Origin of the sequence: Mesorhizobium sp. Pch-S (genome assembly GCF_004136315.1) — a bacterium.
Lineage (GTDB): Bacteria > Pseudomonadota > Alphaproteobacteria > Rhizobiales > Rhizobiaceae > Mesorhizobium.
The window spans coordinates 1-17220 of record NZ_CP029562.1; the positions used below are offsets into that span (position 1 = coordinate 1).

Annotated in this window: 15 protein-coding genes and 1 tRNA gene; 9 read left to right on the forward strand and 7 right to left on the reverse strand. The window is 60.9% G+C overall.

Features of this window, described 5'->3' with window-relative positions; all coding sequences use genetic code 11:
- Positions 1-242: 242 nt before the first annotated feature.
- Together C1M53_RS00005 and C1M53_RS00010 are read left to right on the forward strand one after the other, a co-directional pair.
- Positions 243-319, forward strand: a tRNA-Asp gene (locus tag C1M53_RS00005).
- A gap of 282 nt (positions 320-601) precedes the next feature.
- On the forward strand, positions 602-2686 hold the full coding sequence (locus C1M53_RS00010) for an O-antigen ligase family protein (RefSeq protein WP_129410361.1): 2085 nt from the start codon (positions 602-604) through the stop codon (positions 2684-2686).
- 84 nt (positions 2687-2770) lie between these two features.
- Here the strand turns inward: C1M53_RS00010 and hupB are convergent, their stop codons facing one another.
- The 4 genes from hupB to clpP form a co-directional block, all read right to left on the reverse strand.
- Positions 2771-3043, reverse strand: a complete 273-nt coding sequence (gene hupB, locus C1M53_RS00015; protein WP_129410362.1) for a DNA-binding protein HupB — start codon at positions 3041-3043, stop codon at positions 2771-2773.
- Between the two features lie 296 nt (positions 3044-3339).
- A complete protein-coding gene (gene lon, locus C1M53_RS00020; RefSeq protein WP_129410363.1) occupies positions 3340-5748 on the reverse strand; it encodes an endopeptidase La in 2409 nt (802 codons plus the stop codon).
- Between the two features lie 270 nt (positions 5749-6018).
- Positions 6019-7293: an ATP-dependent Clp protease ATP-binding subunit ClpX gene (gene clpX, locus C1M53_RS00025; RefSeq protein ID WP_129410364.1), complete on the reverse strand. Its 1275-nt coding sequence runs from the start codon at positions 7291-7293 to the stop codon at positions 6019-6021.
- A 304-nt stretch (positions 7294-7597) separates the two neighbouring features.
- Positions 7598-8227 (reverse strand): ATP-dependent Clp endopeptidase proteolytic subunit ClpP, encoded by a 630-nt coding sequence (gene clpP, locus C1M53_RS00030; RefSeq protein WP_129410365.1) that lies wholly within the window; start codon positions 8225-8227, stop codon positions 7598-7600.
- Positions 8228-8466: 239 nt separating this feature from the next.
- Here clpP and C1M53_RS00035 point away from each other — a divergent pair, with 239 nt between their 5' ends.
- Positions 8467-9057 (forward strand): hypothetical protein, encoded by a 591-nt coding sequence (locus C1M53_RS00035; protein WP_129410366.1) that lies wholly within the window; start codon positions 8467-8469, stop codon positions 9055-9057.
- 69 nt (positions 9058-9126) lie between these two features.
- Here C1M53_RS00035 and C1M53_RS00040 read toward each other — a convergent pair whose 3' ends face one another.
- Positions 9127-9816: a DUF4336 domain-containing protein gene (locus C1M53_RS00040; RefSeq protein WP_129415952.1), complete on the reverse strand. Its 690-nt coding sequence runs from the start codon at positions 9814-9816 to the stop codon at positions 9127-9129.
- A 57-nt stretch (positions 9817-9873) separates the two neighbouring features.
- Here C1M53_RS00040 and C1M53_RS00045 point away from each other — a divergent pair, with 57 nt between their 5' ends.
- From C1M53_RS00045 to C1M53_RS00070, 6 genes are all read left to right on the forward strand, one after another.
- Positions 9874-10449 (forward strand): TetR/AcrR family transcriptional regulator, encoded by a 576-nt coding sequence (locus tag C1M53_RS00045; protein WP_129410367.1) that lies wholly within the window; start codon positions 9874-9876, stop codon positions 10447-10449.
- Between the two features lie 309 nt (positions 10450-10758).
- Positions 10759-11514, forward strand: a complete 756-nt coding sequence (locus C1M53_RS00050; protein ID WP_129410368.1) for an SDR family NAD(P)-dependent oxidoreductase — start codon at positions 10759-10761, stop codon at positions 11512-11514.
- Between the two features lie 158 nt (positions 11515-11672).
- Entirely contained in the window at positions 11673-12914 is a 1242-nt protein-coding gene (locus tag C1M53_RS00055) for an MFS transporter (RefSeq protein ID WP_165358004.1), read from the forward strand.
- Positions 12915-12990: 76 nt separating this feature from the next.
- On the forward strand, positions 12991-13317 hold the full coding sequence (locus tag C1M53_RS00060; RefSeq protein ID WP_129410370.1) for a barstar family protein: 327 nt from the start codon (positions 12991-12993) through the stop codon (positions 13315-13317).
- A gap of 9 nt (positions 13318-13326) precedes the next feature.
- Positions 13327-14574, forward strand: a complete 1248-nt coding sequence (locus C1M53_RS00065; RefSeq protein WP_129410371.1) for a cytochrome P450 — start codon at positions 13327-13329, stop codon at positions 14572-14574.
- A 121-nt stretch (positions 14575-14695) separates the two neighbouring features.
- Entirely contained in the window at positions 14696-15508 is an 813-nt protein-coding gene (locus tag C1M53_RS00070) for a methyltransferase domain-containing protein (RefSeq protein ID WP_129410372.1), read from the forward strand.
- A gap of 8 nt (positions 15509-15516) precedes the next feature.
- Here the strand turns inward: C1M53_RS00070 and C1M53_RS00075 are convergent, their stop codons facing one another.
- Both C1M53_RS00075 and C1M53_RS00080 read right to left on the reverse strand, forming a co-directional pair.
- On the reverse strand, positions 15517-15867 hold the full coding sequence (locus C1M53_RS00075; protein WP_129410373.1) for a cupin domain-containing protein: 351 nt from the start codon (positions 15865-15867) through the stop codon (positions 15517-15519).
- A gap of 44 nt (positions 15868-15911) precedes the next feature.
- Positions 15912-17195, reverse strand: a complete 1284-nt coding sequence (locus C1M53_RS00080) for an O-acetylhomoserine aminocarboxypropyltransferase (protein WP_129410374.1) — start codon at positions 17193-17195, stop codon at positions 15912-15914.
- Between the last annotated feature and the right edge of the window lie 25 nt (positions 17196-17220).

Sequence of the window (17220 nt, forward strand, 5' to 3'; positions counted from 1 at the left end):
GAAGCGCTCTACCAACTGAGCTAATCGCCCGCTCCGGCGCGGACCTTTAAGCAGTTCGCGAACGCTTCGCAAGACCAAATGACAAGATTGAAGGGATGTTAAGCTTGCGCTTTCGCGGCTTTCCGATGGCTTGTCAAAAAACCTTCGCATGAACTGCAATTAGCCGTGACGGGCCGCTTGACACCCGCCGGTGAACCCCTTATCCAGCCGCCAACGACGACACAAACACGTGTCGTTGGTGCGCGGGTGTAGCTCAGTCGGTTAGAGTGCCGGCCTGTCACGCCGGAGGTCGCGGGTTCGAGCCCCGTCACTCGCGCCATTCTAATTTTCAGCAGAAAGCTGTTGTTTTTCAATCTTCATGCGGCATTGTCTGCATGAAGATGCGGCATGCTCGGCTGCGTCGCGGGCACCATCATTTCTTCAGCACGACAACATCCCTGGCCGCCGCGACTGTCAGCCACGAAACAGCCCGGTGAAGAATGGCCATGATTATCAACACCTCCAAAATCTCTACAATTTAAAGACTGGCGCTGCGGCGCGCTGGCCAAGTTGGTGATTCTGCATGTAAAGCGTGCTTCGATCGGAACGTTAGAACCGCGACATGGATCTCCCTATCTTTGCCATCAATCTCGACACCGAAGTCGACCGCTGGGAAGAGCTGGCGGGCAATGCCAGTTCCGCGGGACTTTCCTTGCGCCGTGTATCGGCGATCGACGGCAGAGGTCTGCCGGTTGAGAATTGGAACGGTGTCGACCTGGCAACGGCCAGGGCACGAAGCGGTCGAGAGATCCTGCCGACGGAGTATGCCTGCTACCAGAGCCATCTGACCGCGTTGCGGACATTCCTGGACGAAGGCAAGCCATATGGACTGATCATCGAGGACGACGTCGCGTTCAACGAGGATACGTTGAGCCGGATTGAAGCGATCGTCGCCGCCGTACCGAATTTCGACGCCATAAAACTCACCACCCACAGAACAGGGCTGTTCATCCGAGCGGTCACAACCTCGCAAGGCGACGAGATCGGGCGGGCACTCCATGGCCCGCAGGGCTCCGCAGCCGCCTATCTCGTTACAAGGCAAGGCGCGCAGAAGCTGATCTCGAAACTTGCAACGATGACCCTGCCTTGGGACATCGCTCTGGAACGGTTCTGGGATTCCGGCCTCGAAGTCTACTCGACCCGGAAGAACGTATTGAGCTTCACATCGCGCAGCGCTGTTTCCAGCATCGCAGGGCCTTCCGGAAGCTACAAGGGCGCCAGATTCTCGTGGTGGAAACGGCTGGGAACGGCCTCCTTCCGGGCGCAGGATCAGTTTCGACGTTTGCATCACGTTTTTTTGCGCCCGCCGCTGGACAGCGAGAGGGCGGACTTTGCGGCCTCCACACAGCCTTTGTTGTGGCAGATGCTCGCAACACTTCTCGTGCTGGCTTTCATCTCACCAGTCTGGCGGGAGGCAGATACCTATCGTTACGCCGGGGTCCTCCTTTTCTTGGCGGGCATCTTCCGCTGGCTGGGCAAGGATTTGTGGACATACGGCAAGCCGTTGATCGGCGGGGTCGGATATCTCTGTTTTGGCTGGACCTTCTATGTGTTCGCCCGCCTCGCGGTCGTCTATTTCACGAGCGGTCAACTCGGCGCATCTGAAGGCATCTACTTGTTTCCCGCCCTCTATGCGACGACGGGCTTCACACTCCTGGCCTATGTCAGGCGCCCGTCGATCGCAGCCGCAAGTTTCATGGCTCTGAGCCTGGCTTTTCTTGCAGCGACCACCGGCTACGCGGCTATACTTCAAGGTTTGAAACCCGAGCCAGTGCTGTTCAACAACCCCATCCACGCAGCGATCGGCGCCGGTTTCATCTTCCTGTGCGCGCTGCAGTTTGCGATTTACACCATGCAGCGCAGCGATCTCGGAGCAGGAGGCAAGGTGCTGTTCTGGCTGCTCTCAGCAGCCGTACTGGCTTTTGCCGTCGTCAACATCGTCGCGCTGCGATCGAAGGGCGTGTGGTTTGCCCTGGCTGCCGCGCTTCTTCTGCTGGTTGTCCTGACCGTGCTGCGGGGAAGTCGGCGCCACGTACTCGTAGCTATGGGCGCCCTGGCTCTGATCCTCGTTGGCCTTTTCTTCTCCTACGGTATCCTGTCGTCGACTGCGGGCGACACGGTTGCTTTCGTCGGAAGGTCCATTGCGGACGCAGCCACCAACGGCGTAGGCAATGCCCTCGAACATGCCATCCAGAACGACCTGACGCCTGTATCGGCCAAAGAGCGCTTGATGTTGTGGTCCAATGCGCTCGAAATCTGGAAACACCATCCGATTTTCGGCGCCAGTTCAGCCTGGCTCACCGAGTGGCAAAACAGGGCCTATCACACCCAAATCTACGATGTCTTCCACAACGGCTATCTTGAGATCGCCGTGCGCTACGGCATCGCGGGGCTGGCGTTCTATGCCTTTCTGTTCGCCTGGTCGGCAAGGCAGGTACAGCAAGCGGCGCGGACGAAACTCATCGAGCCGGCCGCATGGCATTGCTACATCTCAACGCTGGTCTTCTTCGCCATCACACTGCTCAGCAACTCCAACAACCGGTTGGCGATCGGTGAGGCTTACATGTGGTTCGCGGCGGCTTTCGGCTTCTATTGTTTCTACCTGCGCCAGCGTGCCAGGCAGGTTCAACCACAGACATATTTCTAATCCGGGCCAGGGTTTGGCCATCTGGCCAACAAAAAAGCCGGGCGCTAGGCCCGGCTTTTCGCAGTTCTGAACAAACAGCGCGCCTTAGTTGACGGCGTCCTTCAGGCCCTTGCCGGCGGTGAACTTCGGCACCGTACGGGCCGGAATCTTCACTTCCGCGCCGGTCTGCGGGTTGCGGCCGGTCGAGGCAGCGCGCTTCGAAACCGAGAAATTGCCGAAGCCCACGAGACGTACATCGCCACCCTTCTTCAACTCGCCGGTGATAACGGCAAACACCGCATCCACCGCCGACTGCGCGTCACCCTTCGAGATCTTCGCGGCATCGGCGACAGCGGACACCAGTTCGTTCTTGTTCATCAAAATTCCCTTCCATGAGAAAACCGGAACTTGCGACTCATCCGGCAGGGATTGGACTTTAGAAAGAAGCGTTCCGACAACCAAGCCAAAAGACCGACAAAACAATGAAAAAAGCCCGGAAAACCGGGCTTTTTCACAAAAAAGCCGGGCGTGAAGGCCCGGCTTTTCGTTTGTGCATTGCACTCTTAGCCGATGCTCATGCAACAACCCGAAAATCGAAACCGATTCTCGTCGCACACAACGACGGCTCTAAAGTCCTGGATCAGCTTCGCGCGCCCCAACGGACGCGCGACGCTCTAATGAGCAAGCGACTTTCCAGCATCATCGACATCGGCGCTTGCCGGGGCGTTGACGGGCTCCACCCACTCGATCGGCTCAGGCATCCTGACCAGAGCGTGCCGCAGCACCTCGCCGACACGGGAGACCGGAATGATTTCCATTCCGTTCTTCACATTGTCCGGAATCTCGGCCAGGTCCTTGGCGTTGTCTTCCGGGATCAGCACCTTCTTGATGCCGCCGCGCAATGCCGCGAGCAGCTTCTCCTTCAGGCCGCCGATCGGCAGGATGCGACCGCGAAGCGTGATCTCACCGGTCATCGCCACATCGGCCCGGACCGGAATACCGGTCAGGATCGACACGATAGCGGTGGCCATGGCCGCACCAGCGGACGGACCATCCTTCGGCGTGGCGCCTTCCGGCAGGTGCACGTGGATGTCGCGCTTGTCGAACAGTGGCGGCTCGACGCCGAAATCGAGTGCCCTGCTGCGGACGTAGGATGCCGCCGCCGAGATCGATTCCTTCATGACGTCGCGCAGGTTGCCGGTGACCGTCATCTTGCCCTTGCCGGGCATCATGACACCTTCCACCGTCAGCAACTCGCCGCCGACCTCGGTCCAGGCCAGACCGGTGACGACACCGACCTGATCGTCGGACTCCGCACGGCCGAAACGGTACCGCTCCACGCCGAGATAGTCAGCCAAGTTGGCGGCGGTGATCTTCACCGACTTCTTCTTGGTCTTGAGGATCTCGGTCACGGCCTTGCGACCGAGCTTCATCAGCTCGCGCTCAAGGCTGCGGACACCCGCCTCGCGGGTGTAGGTCTGGATGACGGCACGGATGGCATCCTCGGAAACCGAGAACTCCTTCGGCTGCAACGCATGATCCCGCACCACCTTCGGCAGCAGGTGCCGCTTGGCGATCTCGATCTTCTCGTCCTCGGTGTAGCCGGCGATACGGATGATCTCCATGCGATCCATCAGAGGCGCAGGGATGTTCAGCGTATTGGCCGTCGTCACGAACATCACGCTCGAGAGATCGTATTCGACCTCCAGATAGTGATCCATGAACGTTGCGTTCTGTTCCGGATCGAGCACTTCGAGCAGCGCCGAAGACGGATCGCCACGGAAGTCCTGGCCCATCTTGTCGATCTCGTCGAGCAGGAAGAGCGGGTTGGACTTCTTCGCCTTCTTCATCGACTGGATGACCTTGCCGGGCATCGAACCGATGTAGGTGCGGCGGTGACCGCGGATCTCGGCTTCGTCACGCACGCCGCCGAGCGCCATGCGGATGAACTCACGGCCTGTCGCCTTGGCAATCGACTTGCCGAGCGAGGTCTTGCCGACGCCGGGAGGGCCGACGAGGCACAGGATCGGCCCCTTCAGCTTCTTCTGGCGGCTCTGCACGGCCAGGTACTCGACGATACGGTCCTTGACCTTGTCGAGGCCATAGTGATCGGTATCGAGCACGTCCTGCGCGAAATTCAGGTCCTGCTTGACCTTGGAATTCTTGCCCCACGGGATCGACAGGATCCAGTCGAGATAGTTGCGCACGACCGTGGCCTCGGCCGACATCGGCGACATGGTGCGCAGCTTCTTCAGCTCCGCCTCAGCCTTCTCCCGAGCCTCCTTGGTCAGCTTGGTCTTCTTGATGCGCGCTTCGATCTCGGCGGCCTCGTCGCGGCCGTCCTCGCCCTCGCCGAGCTCCTTCTGGATCGCCTTCATCTGCTCGTTGAGGTAGTACTCGCGCTGCGTCTTCTCCATCTGGCGCTTGACGCGCGAGCGGATGCGCTTCTCCACCTGCAGGACGGAGATTTCGGCTTCCATGAAGCCCATAGCCTTCTCGAGACGCTCCTTGACGGAAAGCGTGGCGAGCATTTCCTGCTTCTCGGGGATCTTGATGGCAAGATGCGAAGCAACGGTATCGGCGAGCTTGGAATAGTCGTCGATCTGGCTGGCAGCGCCGACCACCTCGGGCGAAATCTTCTTGTTCAGCTTGACGTAGTTCTCGAAGTCCGAGACCACGGAACGCGCCAGCGCCTCAACCTCGACCTCTTCCTCCTCCGGCTCGGCCAGAACACCGGCCTTGGCCTCGTGATAGTCGGTACGATCGGTGAAGGTCACGATCTTGGCGCGCGCGACACCCTCGACCAGCACCTTCACGGTGCCATCGGGAAGCTTGAGCAGCTGCAGCACGTTGGCGAGCGTGCCGATGTCATAGATCGCACCGGGCTCGGGATCGTCGTCGGCTGCATTCATCTGCGTGGCGAGCAGGATCTGCTTTTCCTGACCCATCACTTCTTCGAGGGCCTTGATCGACTTCTCGCGCCCGACAAAGAGCGGAACGATCATGTGTGGGAACACCACGATGTCGCGAAGCGGGAGAACCGCAAAGGCGCCGTCACCGGTAGCCTTGGATATTTTGGCCATTGTCCAACCTTTCCTTCACGATCGCCTTTGGCCAATCGCGAATCTCATATTAACGACCGCGGACCATTCCGCCTACCACCGATTGTGACGGGAGTTTTGCAGCACAGAATTCGGCCCGTGGCCTTCGACTGTTAAGTGGATAAGACACCGGCAAAGATCAAGGTCCATCTCCACCTACCTTTAGTGCTAGGCAACCTGCCCCGCAGTGACCTCGTCCACGAAATGAAAACGGCGCCGAACGGCGCCGCTTCAACCTTGAAAGAAGACACGTCAGGCGCTGACGTTACCCTTCTTTTCCTTCTGTTCGGAGTAGATGTAGAGCGGCCGGGCATTGCCCGAAACGACCTCCTCCGAAATCACGACTTCACGGACGCCTTCGAGCGCCGGCAGCTCGAACATGGTGTCGAGCAAGATGGCTTCCATGATCGAGCGCAGGCCGCGCGCGCCGGTCTTGCGCTCGATGGCACGCTTGGCGATCGCCGACAGCGCGTTCTCGTGGAAGGTCAGATCGACGCTCTCCATCTCGAACAGGCGCTGATACTGCTTGACCAGCGCGTTCTTCGGCTCGGTCAGGATCTGAATCAGCGCAGGCTCGTCGAGATCCTCGAGCGTCGCCAGCACCGGCAGACGGCCGACGAATTCCGGGATCAGGCCGAACTTCAGCAGATCCTCGGGTTCGACCTGGCGGAACAGATCGCCAGTGCGGCGATCTTCCGGCGAAGCCACCGTCGCGCCGAAACCGATGGAGGTCTTGCGGCCGCGATCCGAAATGATCTTGTCCAGCCCGGCAAACGCGCCGCCGCAGATGAACAGGATGTTGGCGGTGTCGACCTGCAGGAATTCCTGCTGCGGATGCTTTCGGCCGCCCTGCGGCGGCACCGAGGCAACCGTGCCTTCCATGATCTTCAGAAGCGCCTGCTGGACGCCCTCGCCCGATACGTCGCGGGTGATCGAAGGGTTGTCCGACTTGCGGCTGATCTTGTCGATCTCGTCGATGTAGACGATGCCGCGTTGCGCACGCTCGACATTGTAGTCGGCCGACTGCAGCAGCTTCAGGATGATGTTCTCGACGTCCTCGCCGACATAACCGGCTTCGGTCAGGGTCGTGGCGTCAGCCATCGTGAACGGCACGTCAATGATGCGGGCGAGCGTCTGGGCAAGCAACGTCTTGCCGCAGCCGGTCGGGCCGATCAGAAGGATGTTCGACTTCGCCAGCTCGACATCGTTGCTCTTGCCGGCGTGCGCAAGGCGCTTGTAGTGATTGTGGACGGCCACCGACAGCACGCGCTTGGCGTAAGGCTGACCGATGACATAGTCATCCAGCACTTTCAGGATTTCCTGCGGTGTCGGCACGCCTTCGCGCGACTTCACCATCGAGGTCTTATTCTCCTCGCGGATGATGTCCATGCACAATTCGACGCATTCGTCGCAGATGAACACCGTCGGTCCGGCGATCAGCTTGCGCACCTCGTGCTGGCTCTTGCCACAGAAGGAGCAATACAGGGTGTTCTTGGAGTCACCGCCGCTGTTGCTGACCTTACTCATCGTCCCAGTCCTTTCATGGGCACCCGCCGATGGTTTGGCGTATGGCACACCTACATATCTATCGCGGGAATCCGCGCCGGCCAGTGGTCTGGCTCCTGCAACGCATTCCGTACGAAACACAAATCAGAAAACGTGGCAATGATTCCTGCAGCCCCACGGAAAGCTAAGCCGCCGAAAATCAACATAGCCTTAACGTAGGCAATCGTCGTCGTCGAGGAAACAGCCAATTGTGGCTGAAATGCCGCAAACCACACCAAAAGCGTGGTCTGCCGCCGACAACTGACAATTTTCGCTGGTCCGGCTATCAGCTTGCAGCCGTTTCCGCCGGGTCGCGGCTTTCAATGACCTTGTCGATGAGACCGAAATCCCGGGCCTCGTCGGCGGTCATGAAATGGTCGCGGTCGAGCGTCTTTTCAATGGTCTCGTAGTCCTTGCCGGTGTGCTTGACATAGACCTCGTTCAGACGACGCTTCAGCTTGATGATATCCTGCGCGTGGCGCTCGATGTCCGAGGCCTGGCCCTGGAAGCCACCCGATGGCTGGTGCACCATGATGCGGGCGTTGGGCGTGGCAAAGCGCATATCCTTGTGGCCGGCGCAGAGCAGCAGCGAGCCCATCGATGCAGCCTGGCCGATGCAGAGCGTCGAAACCGCCGGCTTGATGAACTGCATGGTGTCATAGATCGCCATGCCGGACGTCACCACGCCACCCGGCGAGTTGATGTAGAGGTTGATTTCCTTCTTCGGGTTCTCGGCTTCCAGGAAGAGCAGCTGCGCGCAAACCAGCGTCGCCATGCCGTCCTCGACCGGGCCGGTGATGAAGATGATGCGTTCCTTGAGAAGACGCGAGAAGATATCGTAAGCCCGTTCGCCGCGATTGGTCTGTTCGACCACCATCGGAACGAGGTTCATGTAAGTTTCGATGGGGCTCTTCATAAATGGTCCCTTGCCTGGATGGGGTTTCCGCTCCGAATGGGCGGAATCGATGCTGACGGTCGTTTCCGTAGATAGGATGCCGGCTCACCCTAGCGCAAGACCGGGCCGCCTAGCCATCCGGCCAGCGCATTTTATGGCCTTGCCGCCGTTAACGAATTTTAAAGAATTCACTTTCCCGCCCACCACCGTCCGTTAAAGTTGAAGCGAGCGGCGTCAGTTCGCGTAAAAAGGGGTGGCATATGTTGAAGAAGCAGCTTTCGCTGGCCGTGTCCGCGCTGATCATGCTCGGCACCGCCTCGGAAACAGTGGCCGGCGGCCGCGCGGTCGAATGTTACGAACCATACCGGACGCGTCCGGTCTACGACACCATCTATGGCGAGGAACAGGTCAGCCCGGGCTACAGCCGGGTGGTCAGGACGCCGCCGATCTATGGCACGCGCCAGCGCGCCGTACTGATCCGCCCTGAACGCGTCACCTACGAGGTGATCCCGGCTGTGGTCGACACGCGCTACCGCACCGTGCAGGTCTCGGATGGTGGCTATGGCTGGGAATGGCGCTGGATCAACGGCCGCCGCGTGCTCTGCAAGATCAAATACAAGCCGCGCTACGAGAGGGTAGCCGAAACCGTCGTGATCCAGCCGGAATCGCGCCGCCGCGTCGTCATCCCCGCGGAATATGGCTACGAGACCGAGCAGGTCGTCGTCCAGCCGGGATCCGAGCGGGTGCTGGAGGTGCCGCCCACCTACCGGCAGGTCGCACGCCGCGTGATGGTCTCCGAAGGCCAGACCGGCTGGCGCCGCGTGCACATTCCACGGCACTGCCAGTACTGAGCAGGCAGCGTGCAGACAAAGCCGGGCATTTCCTCCGGCTTTTTTGCCGGCGCCAGCAATGACCGTAGCTCAAAGCAACCAACGGAATGCCCGACGCAGGAAAGCCTGCCCGTCCCGCGTTATCGGGTCGCCATGAGCCATCAACACGTTGTCCGCCGGCCAGGCCAGGATCTTCTCGATTGAGCCGCGCGCCGCCCGCCTGTCCGTGAATGCGATCCGAAACTTGCGCGGCACGGACGCCTCGGCGCCGGTCATCAGATCAAGCCGCGCCACGACCCCGCGCCAGCCAGAGAACCAGCCGGGTTTGAATTGCTGGATCAGATCGCAGAACAGAACCGTGCGGCTCGCCAGGTGAAAAAACACGACTTCGGTCGTGATGCGATTTCCGCCCATGACGACCTGCTTCATATCCGTGTTCCAGGCCGACTGGCCGATGTCGGCGAGATCACCATCAAACGGGATATCGGGTCGTTTCTCGCGCAGCCCCTGCGGGGCATAAGTCTTCGCTTGTGGAAAGGCACCCTGCCAGTCACCAAGGAACAGGTGATGCAGCGAATTGGGCGGGACGAGATAGGCCACCTCGCCCAACGCACTGACCGCCGCCTGCAATTCGGCTGTAAGGGCAACCGGCGACCAGATGAACAGCTGGTTGCCGGACAGGCGAATGACAGCCATGAGCGTCGGATAGTGAAAACCGGCCGCGGCTGTTACGGTCGGGCCTTCGGCAAGCCAGATTTCAGGCCCGAACTGCGTCAGGATGGAAGCCACGTCATCACCAATATTTACAGATGAGTAAATTTACACATATGTATAAAAATGCCAAGCTTGAAACGCACTGAACGGTCCAGAAATCTGATCCTCGACGCCGCCGACGGCGCATTCCGGGAATTCGGGTTCGAGAACACCTCGGTCGAGGAAATAGCCGGGCGTGCCGGATTGACCCGCAAGACCGTCTACAATCTGTTCGCCTCGAAGGAGGACATCGCGTTAAGCCTCATCGCCCGCGTGGAAGCGAACGATGCCAGCTATCGCGAGCTGATGACGCGCAACACGAACGTCACCGAATTGCTGGAACTGGTTCTGACAGACAGCGCAGGCTGGTGCATGGCCAACCCGTCACTGGCACGCCTGGCGCTTGCGCCTTCCACACGGCCGTCCCTGGAGCCACCGTCCGGGCGCCCGTCTTTTCAGGGGCTGGTCAGGGACATTCTTGCTCTTGGACAGCAGCAGGGCCTGGTACGCAGGGATGAGGAAGCAAGCTACATGGCCCTGGTCCTGCTCGGGATCTATGGCCAGGCGATGCTGAACTCGCTTGCGGGAGAAGCGTTCGATCACAGCCAGGTGCGCCGGCTTGTCCGCATCGTCGTCGAGGGCATAGGCCCACAGGCATAGGCCCCGCACCTTCTTGTGTTCAACTCACGCTTGACGTGCCTGAGGCACCTGCGGTAGCCATCCACCCGCAGTCACTCTAGCGCTGCCGTAGGCGTTACCGTCATCCAACGCGCCTTTTCGAGAAGGTCCCGGCTGGGAGATCTCGATCACGAAGGCGCAACGGTATGTCCATTCTTCCCGCACAGCGGCTTGTGGCCCGCTCGACACATGCATTGGCAGGCACGTGCTGCCAGGATGCACGCTGTCGCGCCGCGCACAGCCAGGCTCCCCGTCCGCCTTTCTCCAACAAGCACCTGAAAGGCAAAACCTATGAAAATGACTGGCAACACCATCCTCATCACCGGTGGAACGAGCGGTATCGGTCGCGCGCTGGCCGAGGCTTTCCATGCCCGTGGCAATCGCGTCATCATCACGGGACGGCGGCAGTCACTGCTCGATGAAATCACGGCGGGCCGGCCAGAACTCCACGGCATCCAGCTCGATCTGGCCGATCCGGCCTCGCTCGCCCGCGTCACAGCCAACGTCCGGCTGCATTTCCCCGAACTCAACGTAGTCGTTGCCAACGCGGGCATTTCGCGGGCGGAAGACATGACTTCCGACAGTTGGGATGCTTCTGACGCCGAGGCGATCGTCGAAACCAACATATTGGGCGTACTGCGCGCCACAGCAGCCCTCTTGCCGATGCTGAAGGGACGGCCTGGTGCGACGATCATCGCCACCAGTTCGAACCTGGCCTTCGTGCCTCGTGCCGATTTTCCTGCCTATTGTGCAAGCAAGGCGTTCCTGCATTCCTGGCTGCAATCACTGCGGCACCAACTCCGCAACGTTCCCGTCGAGGTGCTTGAGCTTGCACCGCCTTACGTGCAGACACAGCTCACCGGCGCCCAGCAGGCCATCGATCCACGCGCCATGGCCGTCGATGCCTATGTCTCGGAGGTGATGCAGCTGCTGGAGCTGGGCGAACATCCCGGAGGCGAGGTGCTGGTCGAACGCGATCGTGCCCGGCGTTGGGCTGAACGCGATGGCAATTACGAAACCACCTTCGCAGCCATGAATCCCGCTTGAAAAATCGTCTGATGGCGGTGGTGGCTTCCCGCCAGCAGCCACGAGCGCCAGCCCATCGAAGAAGCCGGGTCGATGGCCCGGCTTCTTTTCTGTCAATTGTCGCCAGGACTTGTCCTTTCGGCGATCCGCGGCGTCCGGATCCATGCAATTCCTCTAATATGGATCTGTTTCGAACGCTCCCTCCTGCCCGCGCGCCACTGGCGGTGCCTCGCCTGCGTCGGCTGCTTGCGGCTCAGATCCCGGCCGATCTCGCGGATTGGCTGGATCTCGTGGCGCTGGGAACATTGCTGGCATATTCCTGGCAGGAGGGGCCGACCGCACTGGCTTTCCTCATGCTGGCGATCAGTCTGCCTTATGTCGTGCTCGGGCCCGCCATCGGTGTGGTCGTCGATCGGGCGGACCTGCGCGTGTTGCTCGTCGCCAGCAATGTGTTTCGAGCTTTGGCAACCGCAGCCTTCGCAATAGCTCCCGATCTGCCGATCCTGTTGACGCTCGTGGCGCTCAAGTCGAGTGTGGATGCCGTGTTCACACCCGCAAAACAGGCCGCGATCCCGTTGCTCACCCCTCCCGACCGCCTCATGGCCGCCAACGGGCTGAGCCACACCATCAACCAGACGACGAAGGTGGCGGGACCTGCTTTGGGCGGCGCGTTGATGATCGCCGTAGAACCTACCGTCGTCTTCTTCCTCAACGCCGGCCTATCGCTGGTCGCAGCCTTTCTCGTCCTGGGGCTGCCCTCCGCGCTGCGCCCCCTGCCCGACAAATCGGAGCGTGCCGGTTTCCGCAGTGAGCTCAGGCAGGGGATTACCCACATCCGCAGCCGTCCCGTTCTCGCAACTGCCATCCTTGCCATGACCATCGGCTTCCTGGTCATGTTTCTGTATGACGGGCTGATCGCGCTTCTGGTCAAGGAGGTCGGCTACCCCAGCTCAATGTTCGGCACCGCGATCGCCGTCCTTGGTGCCGGTGGAGTGGTTGGCGCGCTTCTGCTTGGACAATTCGGCGAGCGACGCGATCCGCTTGTCCTCATGGCCTTCGCGGGCATCACCAGCGGCATTCTCGTCGCCACCATCGGCCACGTGGGCCGCAACGACATTTCGATGCCGCTGCAGCTGTTCCTCACCACGCTGTTCGCCGTGCGGATTGCCTGCGCCGGGCTGTTCGTGCCCTACCGAACCGTTCTGCAGCGGGAAACGCCCGCCAATCTGCTGGGCAGGGTCTCGGCTATCGGCGAAGCCGCGATCGCGTTGGCGACACTCGCAGGACCGCCGCTCGGAGCCTTCCTGGCCAATGAAGCTGGAATCGCGTCACCCTTCCTGCTGGGTGGCTATCTTACGGCGCTTTTGGGACTGGTCCTCCTGGCCGTACGGCACCGCATCGGCCAGCCCGACTTGAAGTGAGGCCGGAAGTCGATTTACCGACCGCACTCGATCTGCTCAGGTCGACGTCGTATTGGCTCACACCCGGGAGGGTCTCTTGCATCGCCTTGTGCGCATCGACTGCTCCAACGTCACCGATCTGCACCGCCTCTTTGCCGAAACCTTTGGTTTCCCGGATTTCTATGGCCGCAACTGGGACGCCTGGATCGACTGCATGTCGCATCTGGACGAACCGGATGCTGGCCTTTCAACCGTCCATGTGGAAAAAGGCGGCATCGTCGTCATTCAGCTGGAGCAGGCTGAAGCGCTCAAACGCAACCGGCCGGATCTGCTCGTCGCCTTGTGCGAAAGTGCTGCCTTCGTGAATTGGCGCCGCATCGAGGCGGGTTCCGGCCCGATCCTATGCCTTTCCTTTGCGAGCTGAGACCGACATATGCCGACCAAGCCAGCCTATCTCTCCTTCGATCCGGCCACCCGGCACGTCAGTCTCGATCCGCACGAGCCGGCTTTCGTCCAGAGTCCCTATGAGGCCTATGCCTGGCTGCATGCCAACAGTCCGGCCTTCTTCTGGAAGGAATTCGGCTTCTGGTGCCTGGGCGGCTACGACATGGTCAACGGCCTGCTCCGCGACCGCCGCTTCGGTCGACAGAACCCGGCCGGCATTCCAGACAGCCGTGGCGTCGACCGGGATCGCAGCCATCTGGCCGCGTTCGACGCGATTGAAGCCAATTCCATGCTGGAGCTGGAGCCGCCGGTGCACACCCGACTGCGCACGCTGGTCAACCGCGCTTTCGTCTCTCGCCAGGTGGAGCGGCTGCGGCCCCGCGTGGAAGCGCTCGCCAACGAACTGATCGATCGCTTCGAGCCGGGCAAACCCGTGGACCTGCTGCCTGCCTATGCAGCGCCTTTGCCAATTACCATCATCGCCGAGATGCTCGGCGTGCCTGTGGCAATGGGGCCGCAGCTGCTCGACTGGTCGCACCAGATGGTGGCCATGTACATGCACGGGCGCACGCGCGAGACCGAGGATACGGCCAACCGCGCGGCGCGCGAATTTGCCGACTTTCTGCGCGGCTATGTCGCCGAACGACGCAAGCAGCCAGGTGACGACCTGCTGTCGCTGCTGATCTCGGCTCAGGAGGACGGACAGAAACTCTCGGAAGACGAACTGGTGTCCTCGACCATCCTTCTGCTCAACGCAGGCCATGAGGCAACCGTGCATCAGACCGGCAACGCAGTGCGTTCAGTCCTCGCGCAGGGCGGCGACCCTCGACGTTTCTTCACGTCGCCGGAAGCTACCGCCGCAGCTGTCGAGGAATGCCTGCGCTACGATGCACCGCTGCATATGTTCACCCGCTACGCCTATCAGGACATCGAAGTCGTACCGGGGGTAACCATAAAGCAGAACGAGCAGATCGGTCTCCTGCTCGGAATGGCCAATCGCGACCCTTCCGCCTTCGCGGGACCGGATGTCTTTACCCCAGAACGCGACGATCAGAAGAATGTCTCCTTTGGCGCCGGCATCCATTTCTGCATCGGGGCCCCATTGGCCAGGCTGGAACTGCAGGTATCGCTGAAGACGCTGTTCGAGCGCCTGCCGACATTACAGTTCGCCGAAGAGCCAAAGTTCCGCGACACTTATCACTTCCATGGACTGGAAAGGCTCAGCCTCCGCTCCTGATTTGCTTACATAAGCGCGAGATGAAGTTCCCACGCCAACGCTGCCTTTTCGTGCTATCCTTGCTTCTTTCGAAGGCATTGTTTCGCATCGCCGTACGTCTCGATGAGGGGGAGCGTGCACCATGCGGCAGGACAAATATCTGCTCGGCCGTGGCCCGGCCGAGGAAGCAAGGCTGAAACGGCAGATCGCCAATCTGGCACCGGATTCCGATGCACAATTCGAGCGGATCGGCATCAAGCCGGGTGAACGGGTCATCGACCTGGGTTGCGGACCAGGCGGCGTACTGCATCTGCTTGGCAAGCGCGTCGGCGTGACCGGCTCGGTGCTGGGCCTTGAGCGCAGCCCGCATTTCGTCGACATGGCACGTCGGTTCGTCGCCGATCATGCGCTGCCGCAAGTCGAGGTGCGTGAGGGCGATGCCTATGATACCGGGCTGGAACGCGGGTCGTTCGACGGCGCGCATATGCGGCTGGTCCTGGTCAATGTGCCGGAGCCGCAGCGCATCGTGCGCGAGATGGTGGCGCTGGTGCGGCCGGGGGGCTGGATCGCGAGCTTCGAGGCCGATTTCGTCGCCCATTTCTGCGATCCGGTACTGCCGGCCTGGGAGCGGCTGCTCAACGCCTACATCGCGTACTCAGCGGCACAAGGCATCGACCTGTTTATCGGCCGGCGCACGCATCGCCTGTTCCACGAAGCGGGCCTGACCGACATCCATGTCGACGCGGTCTACCATGTCTATCCGCTCGGACACGACCGGCGGCCGATGCTCTACGAGTTCGTCAACAATGTGCGCGAGAAGATGATCGATCAGGGGTTCATCGCACAGTACGACCTCGAAACGGACATGGCCGCGCTCGAAACCCATCTTGCGGATCCTGACGTGCTGGTGACCTCGCACACTTTCTTCAGGGTATCGGGTCGGGTACCGGGATAGGCATGCCGTCAGAGCTTGATGACATATTCCTTGCGAGTCGTTTCAAGCACTTCCCAGCTTCCCTTGAAGCCGGGCCTGAGCACGAAACTGTCGCCTGCCCGCACGGTGCGCGCCTCCCCACCTTCCTCCGCGATCACGGAGACGCCTGAGAGGATGTGGCAGAACTCCCATTCGTCATAGACGATACGCCATTTGCCCGGCGTTGATTCCCATATACCGGCGTAGAGACCGCCACCGCGCTCTTCGGCATTCCAGGTACGGAATTTCGGATCGCCCGAAACCAGACGGTCCGGAGCCGGCGCGCCATGTTCCGGCTCGATGCCGTCAGTGGAAACGGTGAGGAATTTCGGCTGGCTCATGAAAAAGGCTCCGGTCTGATCCGGAGCCTTCTGTGCCATGCCGATCAGACTTTGGCGAGCGCCTGTTCGAGATCCGCGACGATATCGTTCACGTCCTCGATGCCGACCGAGAGACGCACGGTGTCCGGACCTGCGCCAGCCGCAACCTTCTGTTCGTCGGAAAGCTGCCGATGCGTTGTCGATGCCGGGTGGATGACCAGCGACTTGGTGTCGCCGACATTGGCCAGATGCGAGAACAGTTCCAGCGCCTCGACGAACTTCACGCCGGCTTCGTAGCCGCCCTTGAGACCGAAGGTGAAGACAGCGCCCGCACCCAGTGGCGAGTACTTCTTGTGCAGCGCATTGTTCTTGTCCGTCGACAGTCCGGGATAGGACACCCAGGATACTTTCGGATGGTTGGCGAGCCAGGCCGCCACGGTCGAAGCGTTGTCGCAGTGGCGCTGCATACGCAGCGGTAGCGTTTCCAGGCCGGTCAGGATCAGGAAGGCGTTGAAGGGCGAGATCGCCGGACCGAAATCGCGCAGGCCGAGTACGCGGGTCGCGATGGCGAAGGCGAAATTGCCGAAGGTCTCGTGCAGCACCAGGCCGCCATATTCGGGGCGCGGTTCGGACAGCATCGGATATTTGCCGGACTTCGACCAGTCGAAAGTGCCGCCATCGACGATGACGCCACCGATCGAATTGCCATGGCCGCCGATGAACTTGGTCAGCGAGTGCACGACGATATCGGCGCCGTGCTCGATCGGTCGGACCAGATAGGGCGTCGCCAGCGTGTTGTCGACGACCAGCGGAATGCCATGCTTGCGGGCAATATCGCCGAGCTTTTCAATGTCGACGAACTCGCCGTTCGGGTTGGCCAGGCTCTCGGCGAAGATGAACTTGGTGTTTTCGTCGATCTGCTTCTCGAAGGTGGAGACATCATTGGTGTCGCCCCAGCGCACTTCCCAGCCGAAGTTCTTGAAAGCATGGCCGAACTGGTTGATCGAACCGCCGTAGAGCCGACGTGCGGCAACGAAATTCTCGCCGGATTTCAGCAATGTGTGCGCGACCAGCAGTTGTGCAGCGTGGCCCGATGCCACGGCAAGTGCAGCCGTGCCGCCTTCGAGAGCAGCGACGCGCTCCTCGAGCACCGCCTGTGTCGGGTTCATGATGCGGGTGTAGATGTTGCCGAACGCCTTCAGGCCGAACAGCGAGGCTGCGTGGTCGGCATCATCGAAGACGTAGGATGTGGTCTGGTAGATCGGCGTGGCGCGAGCACCCGTGGCCGGATCGGGTTTGGCCCCGGCGTGAACCGCGAGCGTGTTGAAACCTGGTGCGCGCTGGCTCATCGAAAACCTCCTCAAATCGCCCCAA

What these genes read in the sequence shown, in the direction of transcription:
- C1M53_RS00075 (WP_129410373.1), bottom strand. Translation starts at nt 15,867, where the DNA reads ATGAGCCAGCCGAAATTCCTCACCGTTTCCACTGACGGCATCGAGCCG.
- C1M53_RS00070 (WP_129410372.1), top strand. Translation starts at nt 14,696, where the DNA reads ATGCGGCAGGACAAATATCTGCTCGGCCGTGGCCCGGCCGAGGAAGCA.
- clpP (WP_129410365.1), bottom strand. Translation starts at nt 8,227, where the DNA reads ATGAAGAGCCCCATCGAAACTTACATGAACCTCGTTCCGATGGTGGTC.
- C1M53_RS00010 (WP_129410361.1), top strand. Translation starts at nt 602, where the DNA reads ATGGATCTCCCTATCTTTGCCATCAATCTCGACACCGAAGTCGACCGC.
- C1M53_RS00080 (WP_129410374.1), bottom strand. Translation starts at nt 17,195, where the DNA reads ATGAGCCAGCGCGCACCAGGTTTCAACACGCTCGCGGTTCACGCCGGG.
- C1M53_RS00045 (WP_129410367.1), top strand. Translation starts at nt 9,874, where the DNA reads ATGCCAAGCTTGAAACGCACTGAACGGTCCAGAAATCTGATCCTCGAC.
- C1M53_RS00055 (WP_165358004.1), top strand. Translation starts at nt 11,673, where the DNA reads ATGGATCTGTTTCGAACGCTCCCTCCTGCCCGCGCGCCACTGGCGGTG.
- C1M53_RS00065 (WP_129410371.1), top strand. Translation starts at nt 13,327, where the DNA reads ATGCCGACCAAGCCAGCCTATCTCTCCTTCGATCCGGCCACCCGGCAC.
- C1M53_RS00050 (WP_129410368.1), top strand. Translation starts at nt 10,759, where the DNA reads ATGAAAATGACTGGCAACACCATCCTCATCACCGGTGGAACGAGCGGT.
- hupB (WP_129410362.1), bottom strand. Translation starts at nt 3,043, where the DNA reads ATGAACAAGAACGAACTGGTGTCCGCTGTCGCCGATGCCGCGAAGATC.
- C1M53_RS00035 (WP_129410366.1), top strand. Translation starts at nt 8,467, where the DNA reads ATGTTGAAGAAGCAGCTTTCGCTGGCCGTGTCCGCGCTGATCATGCTC.
- lon (WP_129410363.1), bottom strand. Translation starts at nt 5,748, where the DNA reads ATGGCCAAAATATCCAAGGCTACCGGTGACGGCGCCTTTGCGGTTCTC.
- clpX (WP_129410364.1), bottom strand. Translation starts at nt 7,293, where the DNA reads ATGAGTAAGGTCAGCAACAGCGGCGGTGACTCCAAGAACACCCTGTAT.